The organism is Sodalinema gerasimenkoae IPPAS B-353, assembly GCF_009846485.1.
Lineage (GTDB): Bacteria > Cyanobacteriota > Cyanobacteriia > Cyanobacteriales > Geitlerinemataceae > Sodalinema > Sodalinema gerasimenkoae.
In genome coordinates, this window is the sequence record NZ_ML776472.1 from 2814624 (window position 1) to 2834326 (window position 19703).

Genomic DNA, 19703 nt, shown 5'->3' on the forward strand with positions numbered 1-19703 from the left:
AGCATCTCAGGTTCGACCGGCGTACCAGCCACGGGAGTCAAGCCTCTGCTGAAGCAAGCCTAACGGATATTAAAGGAGTTAAAAAACCGTCGAGCAGCAGGAGAATTAAGGTGTTCTACAGTAGGCCCGCCAACTATGAGTTGATAGAACATTGCGTTATCGGCATCGACAATGAGTACGTACTGAAAGCGCAGTTGATTGGGGGTTGATATGACCAGAGAACGGGCGGGACGTCCTTGGACGGTGATGCGATCTTCTTGGTGGATGGTAGCATTCATCGAGGCCACCATGATATTGCGGCCATGATCCAACCTAAGTTCTGGGTTGACGGTCATTCCAGGGGGACTGGAAAATGGGGTGCTGGCACTCATGAGAACAACATTATTGCCGGGATCCTCATGAATAAGCATGGTCGTAGTCACATCTATGTTTCCCGGGTTTATCGACATCGTCGCACTTTGTCGCCGAGGTTGTTGGGGAAACTGAACCTCATACCGCCCATTCGCCCCCTGGTAGGTTGACCAATTTGCCTGAGCAATCCAGGAGGATAGCCCCGATCGCTCTTGAAAGGGTCTGCCGTTCCCAAGTTGTCCAACTCGGGCTTGGGCGAATGATGATGCTGGACTGGTGAACAAGGCGAGGCTTGTGGTTACCAGCATCCCCATGACCGCAAAACGTTTTTTCATGTTGGCATCCCGTCGGAAACCTCCGTTACAAGCAACGGTGGCACAGACATTCCCTCCTTTGGCTTAGACAGTTGCCTCCACCCTAACAGCCGATCTTTATTCGTCCAAACCTTAAAGAAACCTTAAGAATGGTCATGGGAATGGGAGGAATGATGATCATAAGCCCCCGTTTCTGGCTGAAAGGGGAGGGTTTGTAACCTCACCGTCAGGCCCAGATGCTGCAACAAATCCGCCAAAACCGGATCGGGAGACAACCGCAAATACTCCGCTGTCACCTCTAGGGGAACATGACGATTCCCTAAGTGATAGGCGGCCCGCAACAGATCCAAGGGTTCAGTGGCGGTCACGGTGAGGACGGGTTCAGGTTTGGCGCGAATCTCCACCTGTTGCTGCTGCGTCTCATCGAGGAGGCGATCGCCATCCTGTAGAATTGTGCCCCGAGGTAGCCGCAGAAACACCACTTCCCCGCAATCGGTACTGAAGCGGTGACGGCTGCGCTGCCGATCCTGTGCAGTTAAACTCAGGTAGAGTCGCCCCTCCTCGTCTAGGGAAGCTCTGAGAGGGTCATCGCAGGAGACTCGCTGGGTAAAAACAATGGACATCACTCAGAATCAGAATTAGAGACCAACGGCTCAACGAGAAGCTCGATAATACTGGTTAACAACTCCTCAGGCTCAATGGGATGAGTCAAACAGGTATCAGCCCCCTGCTCCTGACAATAGGCTAACCCTTCGGGGGGGAGTGGATCAGTCATTAACAAAATTTTCAGGGATTGGGTGTTGGGAAGTTGACGGAGTAACTGAGTCAGTTCACAGCCATCCATCCCCGGAAGTTGGCGATCGATAATGGCCGCCACGGGCTTTAACATCTTAATCTGTTCTAGGGCTGTGGAACCATCCAACATCCACACGGTATGATACCCGGCGGCGGTGAGCAAGTCGCAAATCAAAATTGCCTCATCTTCCCGATTCACTACCAGGACGACATGGCCCTTACGAGGGGGTAAGGGAATCCGGGGGGGAGGGGGGGATTTTTGCTCTAAGACTGTGGAACTGTGACAGGGAAGGCGCACGGTAAACTTAGACCCCACTCCCACTTCTGAATCGACTTTAATCAGTCCCCCATGCAGTTCGACCAGTTGTTTGGTCAAGGCTAACCCCAAGCCTGTTCCTCCATATTGACGGGTATAGGTGGACTCGAGTTGTCGAAACATCTGGAATAGGAGCGATCGCTGTTCCTCGGGAATGCCGATGCCCGTATCGGCCACTTCAAAAACCACGGTATCAGCATCTTGCCAGTAAATCCGTAACAGAGCCTGACCCCCGGTGGCGGTGAATTTGATGGCATTGCTGAGTAGGTTAAAGAGAATCTGACGCAGGCGATCGCGATCGGCACAGAGGCGATCCTGACGATCCCGTAACTGAAGATCCAATGCCAGATGCACCCCATTCACCGTGGCCCGATCAACCATCATGCAAAACATTTCTTGGGCCAACTGCGTTAGGGAAAACTCTGAGAAACTCAAGACGGTTTTACCGGATTCATTTTCAGATAAATCCAGTAAGTCGTTGATGAGTTCCATCAAATGTTCACCACTGTTATAAATACTCTGGATATAGTCCCGCTGTTTGGGGGTTAAATTGCCAAAAGACCAACGCAATAGGGTGGAGGACATGCCAATAATGCAGGTTAGGGGGGTTCTCAACTCGTGGCTGACGGTGGCCAAAAAGTCGCTGCGGGTTTGGTTCGCCACCTGGGCCGTCACAAGGGCATCTCGTAAGTCTTGGGTGCGTTGTTCTACGCGCTGTTCTAGGGTTTCCTTTTGCTGTTGGACTTCGGCGTAGAGTTGGGCCTGATAGATGGCAACACTGAGATGATCGGCGATATGTTCGAGAAATTCCTGTTCCCGACGTTCCCAAACCCGAGGGCGATCGCATTGATGGGCCAATAAGACCCCCCATAGTTGGCCCTGAATCCGAATCGGAACGGTCAGATGGGTTTGAATATTGAGTTGCTCAAAGTAGGCTTGGCTAACTGGGGGAATGGCCTCCCCTAGACTGTCCTGACTGAAAATCAGGGTTTCTCCGGCTTGGTAGCGATCGCGAAACTGGCTCAGAAACCGCCAATTCAAACTGTCCTGGCGGGAGAGAAGGGAGGGTCGGCTCTCATGGCCTAGGGCTTCGTAGGTGATACAATCGCGGGATTGAGGGGGCAGCTTGGGGCGATCGCCTTGAGGCGAATCTTGAGTGTAATTGTCGAATTGATAGATACAGAGGCGATCGAGGTCTAAAAATCGACAGACTCGATCGACGGTATTGGAAATTAACACCGCTAGGGCGACACTCTGACAGGTTTGGGTGGTCACCTGGTTCAGGAGTTGTTCTTGCTGGCGATGTTGGTGGAGGGCATCTTCCATCTGACCGGTGGTGGATGCTGTGGCTGGGGAGGAGGTCATAGATGAACCGCGATCGCTGATAAATTGGGCTAAATGTAACGTCAATTGACTGTGCTGGTCTGGCTGGAGTTCATAGGCTTGTAGGTGTTTTAGGGCGCGATCGCGAAGGGGGGTTTTAAGGGGACAATCTTCTAGGAAGCGTTCGAGGTGACCGGGTTCTAAGCTAAATCCCACCGCTAACAGCGTTCCCTCTTCAGGTTTAGGAGGATTCCCCCAAACAACGGCGCAAAACTGGGGTGATACCCCGAGGGTAAACTGACCGACTTGGGAGAGTGACTGAACTCGTACCGCACGTTCCGTTAGGACAATTGCCTCCTGGTCGTACTCACGCGCAGTCTGTTCAATCCAAAGTCGTAATTGTTCAAAGGTGGCGATCGGGAGTCTTTGCTGAGGCAGGTGAGGCTGGAAACTGTCCATAATTTAGGGAAAGAACATCAAGCAGCAGCGTGAGAACTTTAGCAATCGCTCGACTTTTCTGAATCTCTGGGATAACAACAGAGGGAGGTTATCCCTCAGACTTGGTCGGTTTAAACCATGACCCGTCCCGCTCGCTGGGGATTAAGCGGAGTCAGAGTCGGGACGATCTTGAATGACTCTATTGTGATCGTAGTCCGAGTTTTGATGGCTGAGTCAAACGATCGCGGAAACTTTGCAATTGTCCCAATCCAAGTTGCATGGCTTTCTAGTACCAGGGGTCTTATGCCTCGATGGCCCCCATCACCGAGACGCTTATCCTCCCTTGATTAGGGTGTTTTGCTGAGGAAAAAAGTCAGGCAATAGACATATCAAATAATACAAAAAAATCCACATTTGCACCGCAAAAAAGCTTCATAATATCAATCGTTCATTGTCAATGATTCATAATCTCTGTTCCCCGGACTGACAAGTTGTTGCCAGAGGGTCTCAGAAATCGGTCCTGGAATGGAATACAGTTGAGGCTCAAGCTCAAAGGTCTCAGAAAAAGCCTCAATCACCGCTGGGACGACCTGCGAGACGGTTATCTGAGGTAACCAGTGCTGTAAACTTCCCACCGGGCGATCGCCAATTCCACAGGGGACAATCTCCCGAAACCCTTGTAAATCCGGGCAAACATTGAGGGCAAAGCCATGACGAGTAATCCAACGGCTGACCTGAATCCCAATCGCCGCCACCTTCGCACCCTCCAACCAAACCCCCGTTAACCCCGGCAGACGCTCCCCCGCCAACCCCAAATGGCCCAACGCTGCGATTAAACTGCCTTCGAGCCGTCGTAGATAATCATGTAAATCCGGCTGATGTCGCTTCAGGTTGAGAATCGGATAGCCCACCAGTTGCCCCGGACAATGATAGGTCACCTCTCCCCCCCGTTCGATACGATAAACTTCCCGCTCAGAGCATTGAGGGTTAAACTGTAAGAACTTCGCATCAGCTCCTCGTCCTAGAGTGTAGACAGGAGGATGCTCCAGCAACAATAAAACATCCTCCAGTTGAGGATCAGCACGGCGAGCCTCAAACAGCGATCGCTGGAGTTCCCATGCCGTTGGATAGGGAATCAGAGTTTCAAAGTAAAGGATGTGAAGTCGTCGAGGCGAAGCGGTACTAAACATCATCAAAAAAAGCAAGAGGGTTTGAGTAAGAATCGTGGCTTAAATCCCCAAATCTAATCACAAATTGTCAAGGATTGCAAAGGATTTTAAAGTGAGGTTCAGGGAATCGGCGATTCACAATACAATAAGGATAAGGAACGTAATGGGATAGACCTATCCCCCCAAAATAACCATCTGAGCCGAGTGCTGACTCATGAACGCGGCAATCCCCGCCCCGCCGGAATTTCAGCAGTCACTCAGAACTAGGCTCTTGGAGGAACGTCATCCCTTACTGTTGATGAAAATCGGTTATCGAGCGGGAACTTTACGACATGAAATTAGTTATCCAAGGCAAAAATTTTGAGATCACCGACGCCATTCGTGACTATGTTGAGGAAAAAATCGAGAAAGCGGTGAGTCATTTTGAAACATTGACGACTGAAGTTGATGTTCATCTGTCTGTCGCCCGCAATCCTCGTATTTCCGCCAATCAGTCCGCTGAGGTGACGATTTACGCCAATGGAACCGTCATCCGCGCTCAGGAAGGAAGCAAATCGATGTATGCCAGCATCGACTTGGTGGCAGACAAAATTGCCCGTCAGTTGCGCAAGTACAAAGAGAAACGCAACCGCAAGCTGCATACCCAAGGCAAAACAACCGAAGTTTTGGCGGAGGTGGTCTCCAACTCCGACGGTGTGACTGAGGACTTGATTGGCGATCGCGCTGTTGAACTTCCCCCTGAAGTGGTGCGGACCAAATACTTTGCAATGCCGCCGATGACCGCCGAGGAAGCCTTGGAACAGTTACAACTGGTAGATCACGACTTCTACGTGTTCTGCAATGCTGAAACGGGCGAGATCAATGTGATCTACGAACGCAATCACGGAGGGTATGGTGTGATTCAACCCCGTAAAGCCGCAGAAAATGGAGCGGTCAAAGCCCAGGAGATGTCTAAAGCCTCCTAGGCGGTAGGCAGCAGGCAGTAGGCAGTAGGGGTACGAACCACTTCAGTCACAGAGGGGAGGTCGGAAGAAGAGAGGGAGAAGGTTGCCTATTGCCTGTTGCCTATTGCCTTCTCCTCCCCTGTTGCCTATTGCCTGCTGCCTATTCCCTAAAGTTGATAGGGACTGGTTTGAGTGACGTCGCGGCTGGTGCGTTTAGCCTTTGACTGAGACTTAGCCTTAGAGGCACTGCGGCGGAGGGCTTCTAAACGAGTCTCGTACTGTTTGCGAAGGCGTTTTTTGGGCGTTTGTTCAATTAAAGTTTTGAGGGCGCTTCCCAAACTTTTGTAAGCATTGGGTAACGTGTAGCCGAAGCGCGTGGCTAGGGCGATCGCCTTGTCATCCGCCTCTAATAACTCTTGCAGGGCCTTATCACTGTTATTCTTCTGATACAGACGATACCCCGAGACCCCACACAGGCCTAACGCCAACAAGAGTAATATCCCATCTTGAACCCAGAGTTCCCCGACGGCCCCACCCAGACCGATCGCCAAGGCCGCCATTTCCCAACCTTCACGGGGAATGGTGTCATTCTGGATCCGGGCGACCTCATGCCAAAATAGCAAATTGCGCTGGTCAAGGGCTAAATTTTCCCACTTGACCAAATCAATGGCAATTTCGACCTCATCCCGGCTCAACTCCTCGCAACGAACCAAGGGAGGGTCAATTTCTGTCGTTTTCTCGACCGTTACCCAACTTTGCAGTTCAGGGGGTAACAGTCCCCGGAGACGGCGCAACTCATTGATTTCAGCCTTCGCAGCTGAGGTGACATAGGAGGTCATAGGACAAAAAATATGGCAGTAGTCGGCAGAGGTATGGGATTACATTAGGAGCCTGTTAGGTCAATCCTAGCAAATTACCAGCGTTTTGAGCTTTGCCAAGCCGAGAGTAGCCCCAGGGCAATGGACAACAGCAACCCTAACCAGAGAACTAAACCCGGCAGGAAGCTTAACAGCGTCAGGCCTCGCAACACCCAAATGACAAAAGTTAATACCACCACCGCAACAAAGCTACGGAACACAAGAGAGTCAGAGAAGATACGCATAGGGACTATATCGGGGTTTGACGACGATTGTCTAGTCAGGAATAATGGACAACAGATAATTTAAATGCCCTTCAGGGAGAGTATTCATGGGATTCATCATGTATTCTTTCGTTTGACGGCGGCTTAATGGCCGAGATACGTCGCTTCTCTAGCGAAGAGCTGCGCTAAGCTAAAGGCGAATGCTCCCACCTGCTTTGTTGGATCACACTCATGCGACGCTTATGCTCTCGCTCAACCCTGGTTTTCTGTGGACTCCTCCTAAGTAGTCTAATTCTGTCCGTTGGCCTGCCGGGATGGGGGGCCCAGACCATTACGGCCAGCTATAGTCTATTTGAACGCTCCGTCTCCGTCGATGCCCTAGAAACCTATGCCCGCACCGGGGAAATTGAGCGAGATTTAGCTCCCTACATTCGCTTTGCCCCCCCACAAGTGCGAGAGAATATCCGGGAAGCCCTGCTAGCACGGGCTGATGTAGATGTCGTAGCCGTGTCTCAGTTTTTGTATACCCCTCAAGGAGAAGCCCTCTTACAGCGGCTCGGACAAGCTATTCGGCTGGGATCTGGGGGATCAGGCTATTTGGGCTTACGTTCTGCTCTCATTCTAGCGGCGGCCGATAAGACCGAAGGATTGACGCTACTCAATGTCCTGCGTCATTTTCCCACAGATACCGTGCGCTTGGACTTCAACCAAACCTTACGCATGGCCCAGGAGTTGCAGACGTTAATCCGGGATAATAATCAGGCGGTTTCGATGGTTGAGAGTCAGTCCTTGTTAGAGGCACAAGGCAATTCAGGGGGGATGAGTTCCCTACGGAATTTGACAGGGTTGGGAGACTATTCCTGGGAAGTTAGCTCCCTCGATCTGCGCGATCGCGATCGCGCCCTGCCTTGGGGCTATCCCTTGGCGGTGGATCTGTACTTGCCCCGAGGCGTTCTCTCCGCTCCCATTGTGGTCATTTCCCATGGATTAGGCTCAAACCGGGAGTCCTTTCGATACCTGGCAGAACATTTAGTCTCCCATGGCTTCGCGGTGCTAGTTCCTGAACATTCCGGCAGTAGTGCCCGACATATGGATGCCCTGTTGCGGGGGCGGGCCCAAGAAATTGCTCGTCCCCAGGAGTTTCTCGATCGCCCCCTCGATGTCACCTTCGCCCTCAATAGCCTCGAAAAACAGGCCATCACCGATCGCCAACTGAGCGATCGCCTCGATTTTAAACGTGTCGGGGTCATTGGCCAGTCCTTTGGTGGCTACACCGCCTTAACTCTAGCCGGGGCCAGCTTGAACTTCCCGGAATTACAAAGTCGTTGTGGACTGAGTCAACAACGCCAATCCTGGAATGTTTCCCTGTTTCTTCAATGCCGGGCCCTCGACCTATTCGAGATCGACTCCCGGGATGAGATCAACTTTCGTGATGGGCGAGTTCAAGGAATCATTGCCCTCAATCCCATTGGGAGTGCCCTGTTTGGGCCAGAGGGATATGGAAGCATTGAGATTCCAGTCATGCTCCTAGCGGGAGGAGCGGATACCGTGTCCCCTGCCATCGCTGAGCAAATTCCCCCCTTTGCCTGGTTAACCAGTCCCCACAAATATTTTGTCTTACTGCGAGAAGCCACCCATTTCTCCGTGATTGGCAATTCAGAACAGGATAACGTTGCCCTACCCCTCGACATTATTGGGCCGAACCCCCGAGTGGCTCAAAGCTACGTCAAGGCCTTGAGTTTAGCCTTCCTACAAACTCACATCGCGGGCAATGAGGAGTTTGCCCCCTATCTCAATGCCGCCTATGCCCAAGAAATGAGCCAAGAACCCATCGGTCTGTTTTTGGTACAAGGGGACTTCGATGGGTTCCGAGAGGCAGATTCGTTAGCCAACCGTCATCTTTAGCCGTGTGGCGAGAAGTCCGAGGGCGATCGCTGTTGTCGTTCCCGCTCAATCTCCGCCTGAAGCGCTTCAATCTCACGGCGTAAACTGCTCACGGTGTTGCCCGCATCCGTCTTCACATTCACTGCACCTCGGGTCTCATCATGGCGATAATCTCCGGCGCGAATCCGCTGATAGTCCGCCGATTGGGCCCACTGGCGGATATAGTGCAGACGTTCAACGGCGAAGGGATGACTGGTTATGGTCTGAGGCCCGTTATAGAGCAGAAATTTATAGACTTGATTCAATTGATCGCGATCTAACTCTTGGTAGCGTTCCGATTGGCGGATAAACTCCGTCATGTCCAGTTCATGGGCATATTTCTGACTTCCCCCTGCCACAATCATCAGGGTTTGTGTCACCGTATCGAGATTATCCGTCGCCAACAAGGCCGCGCGATCGGCCGTGAGTTCGGCTTTGCGTCGCCATTCATAAAAGGCATAGAGCAAACCGCTACTGATGACATTCCCCATGCCAAAGGTAAACTCCCCCACAAATCTAGCGGTGGAGATGACCCACATGGCCATCTGGATCAGAATCGTATGGCCGCATTTGAGATGACCGAGTTCATGGGCGATGACCGCCTTTAACTGGGCTTCATCCATGGCATCAAGGAGGCCCGAGTTGAGGGTGATGGAGGGGTGGTCTTGCCCTAAGGAAAAGGCATTCAGTTGGGGATTATGGGAGACAAACAGTAGCGGTTCCGGGGAAATATCCAAGGCCCGCACCGCCTCCCGGAAGAGTTGGTAGACAGTAGAATACTGCCGGGGCCCCACTTGGATATGATTCCCCGTCAGAAACACCACTTGCGGACGTTCATAGACATATTCAACAAACTTGCGGGCCACCCCATCAAACCCCGCTAAGTTGCGCAGGGCCTCCTCGGCTTCGAGATCGAGGGGATGACGGAAGGCATCACTAGAAATTCCAGGATAGTCAGGCATAGGACAGTTGAGGGTTAAGTCGTAGATGGGTCTATATCCCTTGTTGTATCCTGTTTCGGTGGTGATTGACTCCCTCGTCTGGCAGAATTTCGCGGCAATCAGTTGCCATTTGCAACCAGCTTGCTAAAATAATGGGTATAGAAGACTGCGACGTTGGTGACTGCCAATATTGTTTTACGATCTATACTTGTCCTGTATGAGGCCCTCAATGTGCTTGTGGCTCGGTATGCTAACCTCGCGTTAGACTCCTAGAGCCGGAGATAAAGGGCTGAGGAACCATCTGGGTTATAGATGGATTCCACTGTCGCATACAGGTCGGAAGCTGAGGTAAGACGGCGTTGCGGTTTTCTTTTTTTGTCCCTAAGCTGCCAGAATCGTTACATCTGATGGGCCAACGGCAAAGACGGTCGCCTCCAACGGCGGCAGAGTCCCAGGAAACCCGATAGAATAAGGTTTTACACAGTCAGTTCTATCAATCTTGTCGTGACGGTACAATCTCCCTCCTCTGCATCTTCTTTGCAACGACAGTTTTGGACTTGGCGCGGACAGTCCATTGCTTATACAGTCAACGGTGAGGGCAACGGTGAGCGCCCCCCCTTGGTTCTGATTCATGGTTTTGGGGCCTCCATTGGCCATTGGCGCCAGAATATCCCCGTCTGGGCTGAGTCTGGTTATCGTGTCTATGCCTTAGACTTGCTAGGATTTGGCGAGTCGGCCAAACCCCCCTTTGAGTATTCGATTGACTTATGGCGGGAGCTTCTGGCAGATTTTTGGCAGGAGTTCATCGCCGAACCCACGGTGTTTGTGGGCAATTCCATCGGGGCCTTATTGGCGTTGGTGATGGCGGCCCAATATCCCGATTCTACCCGAGGGGCCGTGTTACTCAACTGTGCGGGGGGACTGAATCATCGCCCTGAGGAACTGGCTTTCCCCCTGCGGGTGGTGATGGGAACCTTTGCCAAGTTGGTGGCCTCGAAAACCCTGGGAACGTTAATGTTCAACCAGGTTCGACAGCCGCGACGGATTCGTAACACCCTCTATCAAGTCTATGGGAACCGAGAGGCGGTCACGGATGAGTTAGTGCAATTGTTGTATACTCCCTCTTGTGATCTAGGGGCGCAACAGGTATTTGCGTCGATTCTCTCGGCACCTCCGGGCCCGAAACCCTCAGAGTTGATTGACTCGGTCAACTGTCCGGTGTTAGTGCTTTGGGGAGAAGATGACCCCTGGACTCCCGTGAAGGGGGCAGAGATTTATCGCCAGTGGGGTGAGCGCCATCCGGTGGAGTTTCATTCCATCCCCCAAACGGGTCATTGTCCCCATGATGAACGCCCCGATGTGGTGAATCCTTTGGTCTTGAATTGGCTAGAGCATCAGGTCATCGGTTAAGCTGAGTCCCGGACGGCCGTTCAGGCCCAGAGACATCTAGACAGCAAACTATGGCGTACGTTAAGCACGGCATGGTTTGCTGCTGATTATTGCTATGGATAGAAATCGCTGTAATGACGAAACCAGAAACGAAAACCGAACAAGCTTGGTGGGAACGGGGAATTATTTATCAGATTTACCCCTTAACTTTTGCGGATGCCAATGGTGACGGAATTGGGGATATTCAAGGAATTATTCAGCGATTAGATTATCTCAATGATGGCAATCTTGAGAGTGAAACCTCGTTAGGGATTAATGCTATTTGGTTGTCTCCGATCAATGAGTCCCCCATGATGGACAATGGCTATGATGTGAGTAACTACACTGAAATTTGCCCGATGTTTGGGACAATGGCAGATTTTGAGCAGTTGATGGCAGAATGTCATCGACGAGATATTAAAGTTATTTTAGATTTAGTTCTCAACCATACTTCCAATCAACATGAATGGTTTTTAGAGTCGCAACAGAGTCGTGAGAATCCCAAAGCCGATTGGTATTTGTGGCAGGAAGGTTACAAGGATAACCTTCCGAATAACTGGCTCTCGTATTTTGGGGGCACGGGCTGGACGTATTGCGAGAGTCGAAAGCAGTATTATTTTCACACCTTTAATAAGAACCAACCAGATTTAAACTGGCGCAACCCAGAGGTTCGCGAGGCAATCTATCAGGTGATTCGCTTTTGGCTAGACAAGGGAGTGGATGGATTCCGCCTTGATGCGTCGAGTGCCTATAGTAAGGATAAATATTTTCGTGACAATCCCTTAAAGTTCGGGACAAATGATAAGAATGACTATAACAACTATCATCATCTTTATGAAAAAAACCTACCCGAAAACCATGAAATTGTTCGGGAGATTCGCAGCATTTTAGATGAGTATGGCGATCGCCTGTTGATTGGCGAAACCTTCATCGACAATCGCCTGTATGAGTCCAACACATTTTACGGTGCCCATAACGACGAACTTCATCTACCTTTTACTTTTGAATTTGCCTTTAGTCCTTGGTATCCGGGCTATTTACAACGGGAAATTGAACATAAGGAATTGGTGACGCCTCCGGGAGCGCAACCGGTGTACTTTTTCGATAACCATGACATCCCGCGCCATCTTTCCCGCTGGGTTGAATGTAGTCTCTGTATCGACTCCCATGCGATCGCCCAAGCCGCGGCCACCCTATTGTTAACGGTGCGAGGCACACCAGTCCTCTATTATGGCCAGGAATTGGGCATGGTGGATCATCGAGAGATTCCCCCGGAGAAATTACGGGATAAGGCGATCGCCCCGAGTACCAGTGGCGAAGTTCCCGAACAGCGGGATGGTTCGCGAACTCCCATGCAATGGGATGACTCCCCCCAAGCGGGGTTCAGTTTCGGCAAAGACTTCGAACCCTGGCTACCGCTGCATCCTAATTACAAAGACTTAAATGTGGCAAACGCCTGGAAAAACCCCGATTCCCTCCTGAACTTCTACCGGCGTTTGATTCAGCTTTATCAGAAACATCCCGCCTTACAACGGGGGAGTTGGCGATCGCTGATTCACTATCCCCATGAACATCTCGTCTATCTACGGGAAACGGAGGAGGAGTCGATTCTGGTGCTTATCAACTTCTCCTTCCAAAAACCCCTCGATTTAGATGTCCCTCTAGAGCGAGACAATTGGACGGTGTTACTGTCGAATCACTATGACACCAATGCGGTGATGACCCTTCCTGACACTCTCCAGTCCTTTGATATCTGCCTATTTGGCAAACAGCAGGGCGCAGGAGATTAATCACTGGGGATAGGGTTGCCCCAATCAATGGGAACCCCATCCTCAAACTTGCGATCTAAATCGATTTCCGGTTCGGGGGCTGGTGGTGGGGGATTCAGTTGGGCATTCCAATCGCGAATTAATCGCTGAGCCTCGCTGTGAGCCTCCGTAAATCTGGGGATGCGTTCAGCCGTCTCGATCGCCGCACTGAGACTACTCCAAGCCCGAGACTGAGCCAGTTCGAGAAGTTCCCAACTGAGATTACGAATCAGCACATCCGCATCCGGGCGTTGACCGCTATAGTTGGTGATGCTGTTGGCGGTGCGAATTGCCGATTCTAGGGATTCCGCCGAACCATTATCGGCCAGGCGATAGGCTTGATCTAGGAGATCGCGATCGCGCTGAGCGCTGTTCCAGCGGGCGATCGCCGTTTGTGCTTCCCCAGAGAGAGCGCTGCTGGAGGGAATTTGTTGGGCCGTGGCGATCGCCTCCCGCAGATTGCCCGCATTGGCCTGCCGTTCAGCCCGATTGAAGATGGGGCGATCGCGTTGCTCACTAATCGTCTGTTGCCAGCGATTAATCTGAGCTTGGGCATCATTATAGAGGGCCCGTGAACTACTAATTTGTTGGGCTTGGGCGATCGCCTGTTGATAGTTCCCTTGTCGGGCCAGGGTTTCAGCCCGTTGTAGAATCGGGCGATCCTGACGGGTTTGCAGTTGCGTGCGCCAGCGATCAATCTCCTCCTGAGCCTGATCATAGACCGGGGTCGAATTTGAGATCAGTTCCGCCTGAGAAATTGCCGTCGTTAAATCTGCTGTACTTCCCGTGCGGGCGGTATTACGGGCCCGTTCCAAAACCGCCACCTGATCGATCGCCCCTTGCCACTGACGGATTCGAGTCTGAGCGCGACTATAGAGAGGACTATCTAGGGGAATCCGCTGAGCTTGAGCAATGGCATTTTCCAGGTTCCGAACACTAGGTTGCCAGGCCATAAACTCACCGCGAGCTAAGACTACAAAATCGTTGGCTTCCTCTTTCAACTGGGTACTGGCTGGAACCCGCCGGGCGATGGTGATCGCTTCAGTCAAGTTTTGCGCCTCAAGTTGGGCATTTGCCAAGTCCAACATCGTCCGTCCAAACTCTTTTAAGGCATCTTGAGCACTGGAGTAGGCAAAGGAGTCTAGGCCAATCCCTTCAGCCATGGAAATGGCTTCGAGAATATCATCCATGGTGCGGCGGTTCGCCAAATTACGAGCGTTGGCTAGTTTATTCGTATCATCCCGGGCCTGTTGCACCCGCTGGCTAATCTCCTCCTGCTTCGTCACCCGCCAATGGTGATTCTGCACCGAACGTAAGCGAGTCGCGGCGGAAAAGGCTAAATTCCAGCGGCGGTTTTGCAGATGATCCTCAATTTCAGCATAAAGGTCTTCTGCTTCCGTCCAAATCCGCTTCCAGTCCTCAATCTGCTGTTCAATGACCGGTTCAATCACCCCTTGAGCGCTCTCAGACAGTTCATGGGTGGGAATGCGCCGGGCCGTATCAATAGCTTCCGTTAGTCTCCCCTCATGAAACGAGGTTTCCGCCAAATCGAGAAGTTCTTGGGTCCATTCCTCAATTTGGGCGTTGATCGTCGGACGTAGGCCATGATCATCAGGGAGTTCGCTGACGAGGGCGATCGCCTCTAGGATATCATCCACCGTTTTCTTATTGGCTGCCAACTGGCCGCAATAGAGACGCATGGAGGCCGAGGCCGTGGGCCAGAAAATACGCGGACAATTGGGAACACTCGGTAAACTCAGCAGCAACGCCGAAGCAGTAATCGCTGTGCCAATGGTCCCTACCCCGAACAGGAGCGTCCAGAACTGCCACCCAGGGAGCCAGGATGTCCAAGAGCGTTGGGGACGTTGTTGCCGACGTGCGACGGAGGATTCCTCCGGGCGAGTCGTCTGAGTTGCCGCGTTAGGCTCTCGGAGCGATCGCTCTAACGATAGGTTTGTCTTTTTCCTCATCACCAAAACCCCTTTAAGTTGAGCGGCTGCGATCGCAACCTGCGATCGAGATGGCCAGTCATCACAGAGGCTATCCTAACATTGTCTTTTCTTCGGGATCACTTTAAAGCAAAGCGACGGCGACGCACCCGATTGGGGTCAATGGTCACAACGATGTCTTCCCAGGGGAGCGATCGCAGGCTTTCTTGCCACACATTAGCTTGATACACCTGTTTATGGGTCACATCCAGAGCCGTCAGCCAGCCACTTTCGAGGGTATACACTCCCGTATCAATCCCGAGCCACCCACAGCCTTGAACCAACTGCCCACATTGCACCCCAGGGAACGTGAAGGTAATGGTATGACCAATGATGATGAGCTTATTGACAAAATAGGGAGTTGTTTGGCGATGGAAGACATCGCGAATCCAACAAAATTCTTGACTCGACTGTTCCTCCAGAGGACGATGGGGGTCCACTCCGGCATGAACCAGCCAGATATCTCCATGATCTCGGTAGGCCGGTAGGGATTCAAGCCAATCCAAATGGTCGTACATCAGGCCCGAGTTGGGATAGCTTTCTAACGTCATATCACCGCCCCCACTGAGCCAAAAGTCAAAATAACGGTCATCCTCTCGACCGTAGACTAACGCCGAGAGCATCATCTCCTCATGATTGCCCCGAATCGCATGATAGGAGGGATGGGACATAATCAACTCAACCACTTGACAACTCGCGGGACCGCGATCGATGAGATCTCCCAAAAAATCCACGCGATCGCCCTCTTGTAGCCCAAGACTGTCTAGCAATCGTATCAGGGTGTCGTAATGACCATGAACGTCACCAATTACAATTTGTCGAGGATGGGTTGACATGGGAGAAGTCCTATGGTAGGAAGAAGCCTTGAACTTGAGAGGGAAAGTGGTGAGTTCTCTATTTTCTTCCCAAAAAATATAGTTTCCCTAGTCCAAGTATATCGACAGCAATCCCCCCTAAGATGTCGATTCTCTAAAGTTTTGATGAGGATTCGGGACTTACCTAGGCTTGTGGATGTTCATGTCAGCCCCGGACATCCGCACCAAACACTCCGGCAGAAAACCGAATCATCATCGCAAGCGTACCCGAAACAGTGGTCGTCCTCCACGACGACGTTGTTTTTGGGAGATATATCGATGAAAGTCCGTTATCTAGCTAACATTTCCATTGCCTCCATCCTGGGTTTAGGACTGGCATTTGGCTGCGCGAACCCCTGTGCGGGACAAGAGGCCCCAGCCGGGGTAACAGACCCCTGTGCTGGCGACCCCTGTGCCGGAGACCCCTGTGCCGGAGACCCCTGTGCCGGGAACTCCCACGCGTCAGTGGGAGGGCCCTTAGCCTCCGAATTGCATGGGAAACCCGTTTTAGTTGATGTATTTGCTACTTGGTGTGCCGCCTGCGAGAATATTGCACCGACTTTGGCACAACTCAAAGAAGACTATGACGAGACGGTTAATTTCGTGATCTTGGATGTCAGCGATCGCAGCACCACCGCTGAAGCAGAAGCCAAGGCCAAGGAACTCGGCTTACAGGAATTTCTAGAGGCCAACAAGTCGCAAACGGGGATGTTAACCATTGTCGAACCCGAGACCGGACGCATTCTAGCCCAGCATCGAAACAATCCCAACCTAGAGGACTACACCACCGTATTAGATCCGGTGATCCAATAGACGCTCCATCCTGGGAGGTTAGAACGTGCATCCAATATCTGGCCGCTATTCATGACTCGAATCAAGACGCTCAATTGCTGATGCACGTTCTCATCCCCATCACGGCGACTCCAACGAGTGATTGGATGTCCCGAACTGCTCTTTTTCTAGGCCAACGCAATGGTAAAACCCCAAGACTCCTCAGTCCTGTCCAAATCCCGTCCAGACAAATCTCTCCTCAAAGCCGCGAAACGATGGTGGCCCTACCTGGTGTTAGGAACCTTGGCCTTAGTTCTCGTCATCACGTTCGGAGCCAGTCTGGGGCGGCCGTTGGAACATCTCATCTCATCCGTTGAACATCGGTATCAGCAATGGTTCCAACAACAAAACACCACTCATCCTCCTGTCCTGCTGACCTTAGCCTTCACCGGAGGGCTGCTAGCGAGCATTTCCCCCTGTATTTTAGCCCTGTTGCCGGTCAATCTCAGCTATATCGGCACCCTTAACATTAACTCCCGCTGGGATGCCTTCAAAAAAGCCGGGTTATTCGTGTTGGGGTCAGTGACCATTTTGAGTCTTTTTGGCTTAGTTTCCTCCTTCGCCGGGGCCGTAATGGTGGACTACCGAGGCTATATCAACATCACCGTTGGCTTACTCATGGCCCTAATGGCGTTATGGCTTCTGGGGGTGATTCAACTCCCCCTACCCCAAACCAATATACATCTTCCTAAAGCGGGTCCCTATGGGGTTGGACTGACCTTTGCCCTGGTCAGTTCCCCCTGTGCCAGTCCCGTGTTATTTGCCGTTCTAGCAGCAGCGGCCGCGACGGGTTCCCAAATGCTAGGAACCCTCACCATGGTCAGTTATGCCCTGGGCTATACAGCCGTTATTTTCCTCGCCAGTTTGTTTACAGGGTTAGCCAAACAAAGCCGGCAGATCCTGAAACATTCCGAGGCGGTCATTCGCTTTGGAACAGTGGCGTTGATGTTGACCGGAGTCTATTATCTTTGGACTGGAACTCGCTGGTTTATCGGCAGTTAGAAATACCCCTAACTCCTCAACTTGACAGGGCCAAACCCTTAGCCGCTAGCCAGTCTGGGTTATACAATCGCGACTGATAGCGGGAGCCACTATCGCATAACACCGTGACAATGGTATGACCGGGCCCAAGTTCCTTAGCCAAGGCCACCGCCGCTCCGACATTGATGCCCACAGAACCCCCCATAAATAAGCCATCCTGACGCAGAAGTTGATAGACGACTCGCAGGGCTTCCGTATCGTCAATCTGAATGGCATCATCAATAGGTGCGCCCTCCATATTGGCGGTAATGCGACTATTACCAATCCCTTCCGTAATGGAACTGCCGCTGGTGTCAATTTTGCCGGTCTTCACATAGCTGTATAAACCACTGCCCATGGGGTCAGCCACCACACATTTGACCTTGGGGTTTTTCTCCTTAAAAAACATCGCCGCCCCCGCATAGGTTCCCCCAGTTCCTGTGGCCGAAACCCAGGCATCAATGTTGCCATCGGTTTGGGCCCAAATTTCTGGGGCCGTGGTTTCATAATGGGCTCGACGGTTGGCGAGGTTATCAAACTGATTGGCCCAGATGGCGTTTTCCATCTCCTCTGCCAGACGGCCCGAGAGTTTGACGTAGTTATTGGGATCGCGGTAAGGAACTGCGGGAACCGGCCGCACCTCGGCCCCTAGGGTGCGGAGGGTGTCCATTTTTTCCTGAGACTGGGTTTCTGGGATGACAATTAGGCATTTATAGCCTTTCGCGTTACAAATATGAGTTAGTCCAATCCCGGTGTTGCCGGCTGTGCCTTCTACCACGGTTCCGCCAGGCTTGAGATGCCCTTGAGCTTCGGCATCTTCGATAATATAGAGAGCGGCCCGGTCTTTGACAGAGCCACCCGGATTGAGAAATTCGGCTTTTCCGAGGATTTCGCACCCTGTTTCATCACTAAAGCTGTTGAGACGAATCAGGGGAGTGTTGCCGACGGTGCCGACAAAGCCGTTCTGGATATCCATAAATGTAGATGTTAGGTGTGGTTCGATTGGGAAAACCGCCCAACTGGGGTCTGGCCTGGATTTGTAGCTCTCAACCCAGAGCCGAGAATCCTAGGTATGGGCTGTTGTTATTCTATCGGCTTCAGGGTTGAGATTAAAATGAGTTCTGGAGGAGAGAGACATGAAATTAAAGCGATCGACTCAGGTGTTATTGCTGTTGGCGGTGATTTTTGGGGGTGGGGTGCTGTTGTATGAGGGGGCGATCGCCCCGGAGTTTGAACGTCAACGTCAGGAGGAACAACGGGCCTTTCGCTTTGAGGCGAGTGCGATTCGCCAGATGACTCTGACTCGCGCCGACTATACGGTGCAGTTAACGAAGCTTGACGAGCCGTTGGAGATTCCGTCGGAGGATGAAACGCGTTTGAGTACGACAGGTGCAGTTAACGAAGCTTGACGAGCCGTTGGAGATTCCGTCGGAGGATGAAACGCGTTTGAGTACGACAGATTGGCAGTATGTGATGCTTGAGGATGGAGAACCTCAAGGGGAGGCCAACCCGGCCAATGATGCCTATGTTTCGTAAGTATGTGATGCTTGAGGATGGAGAACCTCAAGGGGAGGCCAACCCGGCCAATGATGCCTATGTTTCGTTTCTGTTGATGGTGTTGGAGAATGCTCGCAGCGATCGCCCCATTGTGACAACGGCGGATAATCTCGGGGAGTATGGCTTGGACAGTCCCCGCGCTCGTCTTCGCATTGAGTTGGACGATGGCGAAACTCAGGAGTTATGGGTGGGCGATCGCGATTTTACGGGCAGTTTTGTCTATGGATGGGTTCGAACGGGGGATGAGACTCTCGGGGATACCCTGAATGAGGAGACTGAGTCTGAGGAGGCGCAGGAGACGACCGACTCCCGTGAGGTGTCTATTATCCTCCTACCCCTCAATGTCGAAAATGCGGTGAATCGCTCCCGTGAGGATTGGCAGGCTCAACCCCTACCGGCTTCTCCAGAAGAGGAAATCCCTCAAGAGGTAACCCCTCCAGATGAGCCTGAAGGGGAGATACCTGAAGAAGAAACGCCTCCAGACGAGCCTGAAGAGGAAACCCCTCAAGAGGAGACCCCCCAAGAGGAGATGCCTGAAGAGGAAACCCCTCCAGATGAGCCTGAGACTGAAGCAGCGGAGGAATCCGACTCTCCTGAGATGGAGGAAAATGTGGGGGATTAA

General features: G+C 52.0%; 19 protein-coding genes. 9 read left to right on the plus strand and 10 right to left on the minus strand.

What is annotated here, in order from left to right; genetic code table 11:
• Positions 1-59 precede the first annotated feature (59 nt).
• The 4 genes from L855_RS12295 to lipB form a co-directional block, all read right to left on the minus strand.
• Positions 60-686, minus strand: a complete 627-nt coding sequence (locus tag L855_RS12295) for a hypothetical protein (protein WP_159788417.1) — start codon at positions 684-686, stop codon at positions 60-62.
• A gap of 122 nt (positions 687-808) precedes the next feature.
• Complete coding sequence (ureE, locus tag L855_RS12300) at positions 809-1288, minus strand: urease accessory protein UreE (protein ID WP_159788419.1); 480 nt, start codon at positions 1286-1288, stop codon at positions 809-811.
• Positions 1288-3558, minus strand: a complete 2271-nt coding sequence (locus L855_RS12305) for a hybrid sensor histidine kinase/response regulator (protein ID WP_159788421.1) — start codon at positions 3556-3558, stop codon at positions 1288-1290. The genes ureE and L855_RS12305 overlap by 1 nt, the downstream gene beginning before the upstream one ends.
• Positions 3559-3977: 419 nt before the next feature.
• Positions 3978-4727, minus strand: coding sequence for a lipoyl(octanoyl) transferase LipB (gene lipB, locus L855_RS12310; protein ID WP_159791088.1), 750 nt, complete (start codon positions 4725-4727; stop codon positions 3978-3980).
• Positions 4728-5038: 311 nt separating this feature from the next.
• On the opposite strand from lipB, the gene hpf reads away from it, so the two are divergent.
• The gene (gene hpf, locus L855_RS12315; protein ID WP_159788423.1) at positions 5039-5671 is read left to right on the plus strand and encodes a ribosome hibernation-promoting factor, HPF/YfiA family; all 633 of its coding nucleotides are present in this window, start codon (positions 5039-5041) and stop codon (positions 5669-5671) included.
• A gap of 146 nt (positions 5672-5817) precedes the next feature.
• Here the strand turns inward: hpf and L855_RS12320 are convergent, their stop codons facing one another.
• A complete protein-coding gene (locus L855_RS12320; RefSeq protein ID WP_159788425.1) occupies positions 5818-6489 on the minus strand; it encodes a DUF3318 domain-containing protein in 672 nt (223 codons plus the stop codon).
• Positions 6490-6563: 74 nt separating this feature from the next.
• Positions 6564-6752, minus strand: a complete 189-nt coding sequence (locus L855_RS12325; RefSeq protein WP_159788427.1) for a hypothetical protein — start codon at positions 6750-6752, stop codon at positions 6564-6566.
• A 210-nt stretch (positions 6753-6962) separates the two neighbouring features.
• Here L855_RS12325 and L855_RS12330 point away from each other — a divergent pair, with 210 nt between their 5' ends.
• Positions 6963-8636: an alpha/beta hydrolase gene (locus L855_RS12330; RefSeq protein ID WP_159788429.1), complete on the plus strand. Its 1674-nt coding sequence runs from the start codon at positions 6963-6965 to the stop codon at positions 8634-8636.
• Here the strand turns inward: L855_RS12330 and L855_RS12335 are convergent.
• A complete protein-coding gene (locus L855_RS12335; RefSeq protein WP_159788431.1) occupies positions 8633-9616 on the minus strand; it encodes a M48 family metallopeptidase in 984 nt (327 codons plus the stop codon). The two genes, L855_RS12330 and L855_RS12335, sit on opposite strands and share 4 nt — an antisense overlap.
• A gap of 483 nt (positions 9617-10099) precedes the next feature.
• On the opposite strand from L855_RS12335, the gene L855_RS12340 reads away from it, so the two are divergent.
• Both L855_RS12340 and L855_RS12345 read left to right on the plus strand, forming a co-directional pair.
• Positions 10100-11005 carry an alpha/beta fold hydrolase gene (locus L855_RS12340; RefSeq protein WP_159788433.1) on the plus strand — a complete coding sequence of 302 codons (906 nt, stop codon included), beginning with the start codon at positions 10100-10102 and terminating at the stop codon, positions 11003-11005.
• A gap of 113 nt (positions 11006-11118) precedes the next feature.
• Positions 11119-12813, plus strand: a complete 1695-nt coding sequence (locus L855_RS12345; RefSeq protein WP_159788435.1) for a glycoside hydrolase family 13 protein — start codon at positions 11119-11121, stop codon at positions 12811-12813.
• On the opposite strand, the gene L855_RS12350 is transcribed toward L855_RS12345, so the two are convergent.
• Both L855_RS12350 and L855_RS12355 read right to left on the minus strand, forming a co-directional pair.
• Positions 12810-14801 carry a chromosome segregation ATPase gene (locus tag L855_RS12350; protein ID WP_159788437.1) on the minus strand — a complete coding sequence of 664 codons (1992 nt, stop codon included), beginning with the start codon at positions 14799-14801 and terminating at the stop codon, positions 12810-12812. The two genes, L855_RS12345 and L855_RS12350, sit on opposite strands and share 4 nt — an antisense overlap.
• Positions 14802-14899: 98 nt before the next feature.
• Positions 14900-15655, minus strand: coding sequence for a metallophosphoesterase family protein (locus L855_RS12355; RefSeq protein ID WP_159788439.1), 756 nt, complete (start codon positions 15653-15655; stop codon positions 14900-14902).
• Positions 15656-15952: 297 nt separating this feature from the next.
• On the opposite strand from L855_RS12355, the gene L855_RS12360 reads away from it, so the two are divergent.
• On the plus strand, positions 15953-16486 hold the full coding sequence (locus L855_RS12360) for a TlpA family protein disulfide reductase (protein ID WP_159788441.1): 534 nt from the start codon (positions 15953-15955) through the stop codon (positions 16484-16486).
• Positions 16487-16645: 159 nt separating this feature from the next.
• Positions 16646-17506, plus strand: a complete 861-nt coding sequence (locus tag L855_RS12365; protein WP_159788443.1) for a cytochrome c biogenesis protein CcdA — start codon at positions 16646-16648, stop codon at positions 17504-17506.
• Between the two features lie 16 nt (positions 17507-17522).
• Here L855_RS12365 and L855_RS12370 read toward each other — a convergent pair whose 3' ends face one another.
• Positions 17523-18500, minus strand: coding sequence for a cysteine synthase A (locus L855_RS12370; RefSeq protein WP_159788445.1), 978 nt, complete (start codon positions 18498-18500; stop codon positions 17523-17525).
• 160 nt (positions 18501-18660) lie between these two features.
• On the opposite strand from L855_RS12370, the gene L855_RS12375 reads away from it, so the two are divergent.
• The 3 genes from L855_RS12375 to L855_RS12385 are packed head-to-tail and all read left to right on the plus strand — an operon-like array spanning position 18661 to position 19703.
• Positions 18661-18933, plus strand: a complete 273-nt coding sequence (locus L855_RS12375; RefSeq protein ID WP_159788447.1) for a hypothetical protein — start codon at positions 18661-18663, stop codon at positions 18931-18933.
• Positions 18914-19060 (plus strand): hypothetical protein, encoded by a 147-nt coding sequence (locus L855_RS12380; protein WP_159788449.1) that lies wholly within the window; start codon positions 18914-18916, stop codon positions 19058-19060. The genes L855_RS12375 and L855_RS12380 overlap by 20 nt, the downstream gene beginning before the upstream one ends.
• Complete coding sequence (locus L855_RS12385; protein WP_159788451.1) at positions 19050-19703, plus strand: DUF4340 domain-containing protein; 654 nt, start codon at positions 19050-19052, stop codon at positions 19701-19703. Before L855_RS12380 ends, L855_RS12385 begins: the two co-directional genes overlap by 11 nt.

Coding starts and splice junctions, on each gene's coding strand:
- L855_RS12295 (WP_159788417.1), bottom strand. CDS start 686: ATGAAAAAACGTTTTGCGGTCATGGGGATGCTGGTAACCACAAGCCTC.
- ureE (WP_159788419.1), bottom strand. CDS start 1,288: ATGTCCATTGTTTTTACCCAGCGAGTCTCCTGCGATGACCCTCTCAGA.
- L855_RS12305 (WP_159788421.1), bottom strand. CDS start 3,558: ATGGACAGTTTCCAGCCTCACCTGCCTCAGCAAAGACTCCCGATCGCC.
- lipB (WP_159791088.1), bottom strand. CDS start 4,727: ATGTTTAGTACCGCTTCGCCTCGACGACTTCACATCCTTTACTTTGAA.
- hpf (WP_159788423.1), top strand. CDS start 5,039: ATGAAATTAGTTATCCAAGGCAAAAATTTTGAGATCACCGACGCCATT.
- L855_RS12320 (WP_159788425.1), bottom strand. CDS start 6,489: ATGACCTCCTATGTCACCTCAGCTGCGAAGGCTGAAATCAATGAGTTG.
- L855_RS12325 (WP_159788427.1), bottom strand. CDS start 6,752: ATGCGTATCTTCTCTGACTCTCTTGTGTTCCGTAGCTTTGTTGCGGTG.
- L855_RS12330 (WP_159788429.1), top strand. CDS start 6,963: ATGCGACGCTTATGCTCTCGCTCAACCCTGGTTTTCTGTGGACTCCTC.
- L855_RS12335 (WP_159788431.1), bottom strand. CDS start 9,616: ATGCCTGACTATCCTGGAATTTCTAGTGATGCCTTCCGTCATCCCCTC.
- L855_RS12345 (WP_159788435.1), top strand. CDS start 11,119: ATGACGAAACCAGAAACGAAAACCGAACAAGCTTGGTGGGAACGGGGA.
- L855_RS12350 (WP_159788437.1), bottom strand. CDS start 14,801: ATGAGGAAAAAGACAAACCTATCGTTAGAGCGATCGCTCCGAGAGCCT.
- L855_RS12355 (WP_159788439.1), bottom strand. CDS start 15,655: ATGTCAACCCATCCTCGACAAATTGTAATTGGTGACGTTCATGGTCAT.
- L855_RS12360 (WP_159788441.1), top strand. CDS start 15,953: ATGAAAGTCCGTTATCTAGCTAACATTTCCATTGCCTCCATCCTGGGT.
- L855_RS12365 (WP_159788443.1), top strand. CDS start 16,646: ATGGTAAAACCCCAAGACTCCTCAGTCCTGTCCAAATCCCGTCCAGAC.
- L855_RS12370 (WP_159788445.1), bottom strand. CDS start 18,500: ATGGATATCCAGAACGGCTTTGTCGGCACCGTCGGCAACACTCCCCTG.
- L855_RS12375 (WP_159788447.1), top strand. CDS start 18,661: ATGAAATTAAAGCGATCGACTCAGGTGTTATTGCTGTTGGCGGTGATT.
- L855_RS12385 (WP_159788451.1), top strand. CDS start 19,050: ATGTTTCGTAAGTATGTGATGCTTGAGGATGGAGAACCTCAAGGGGAG.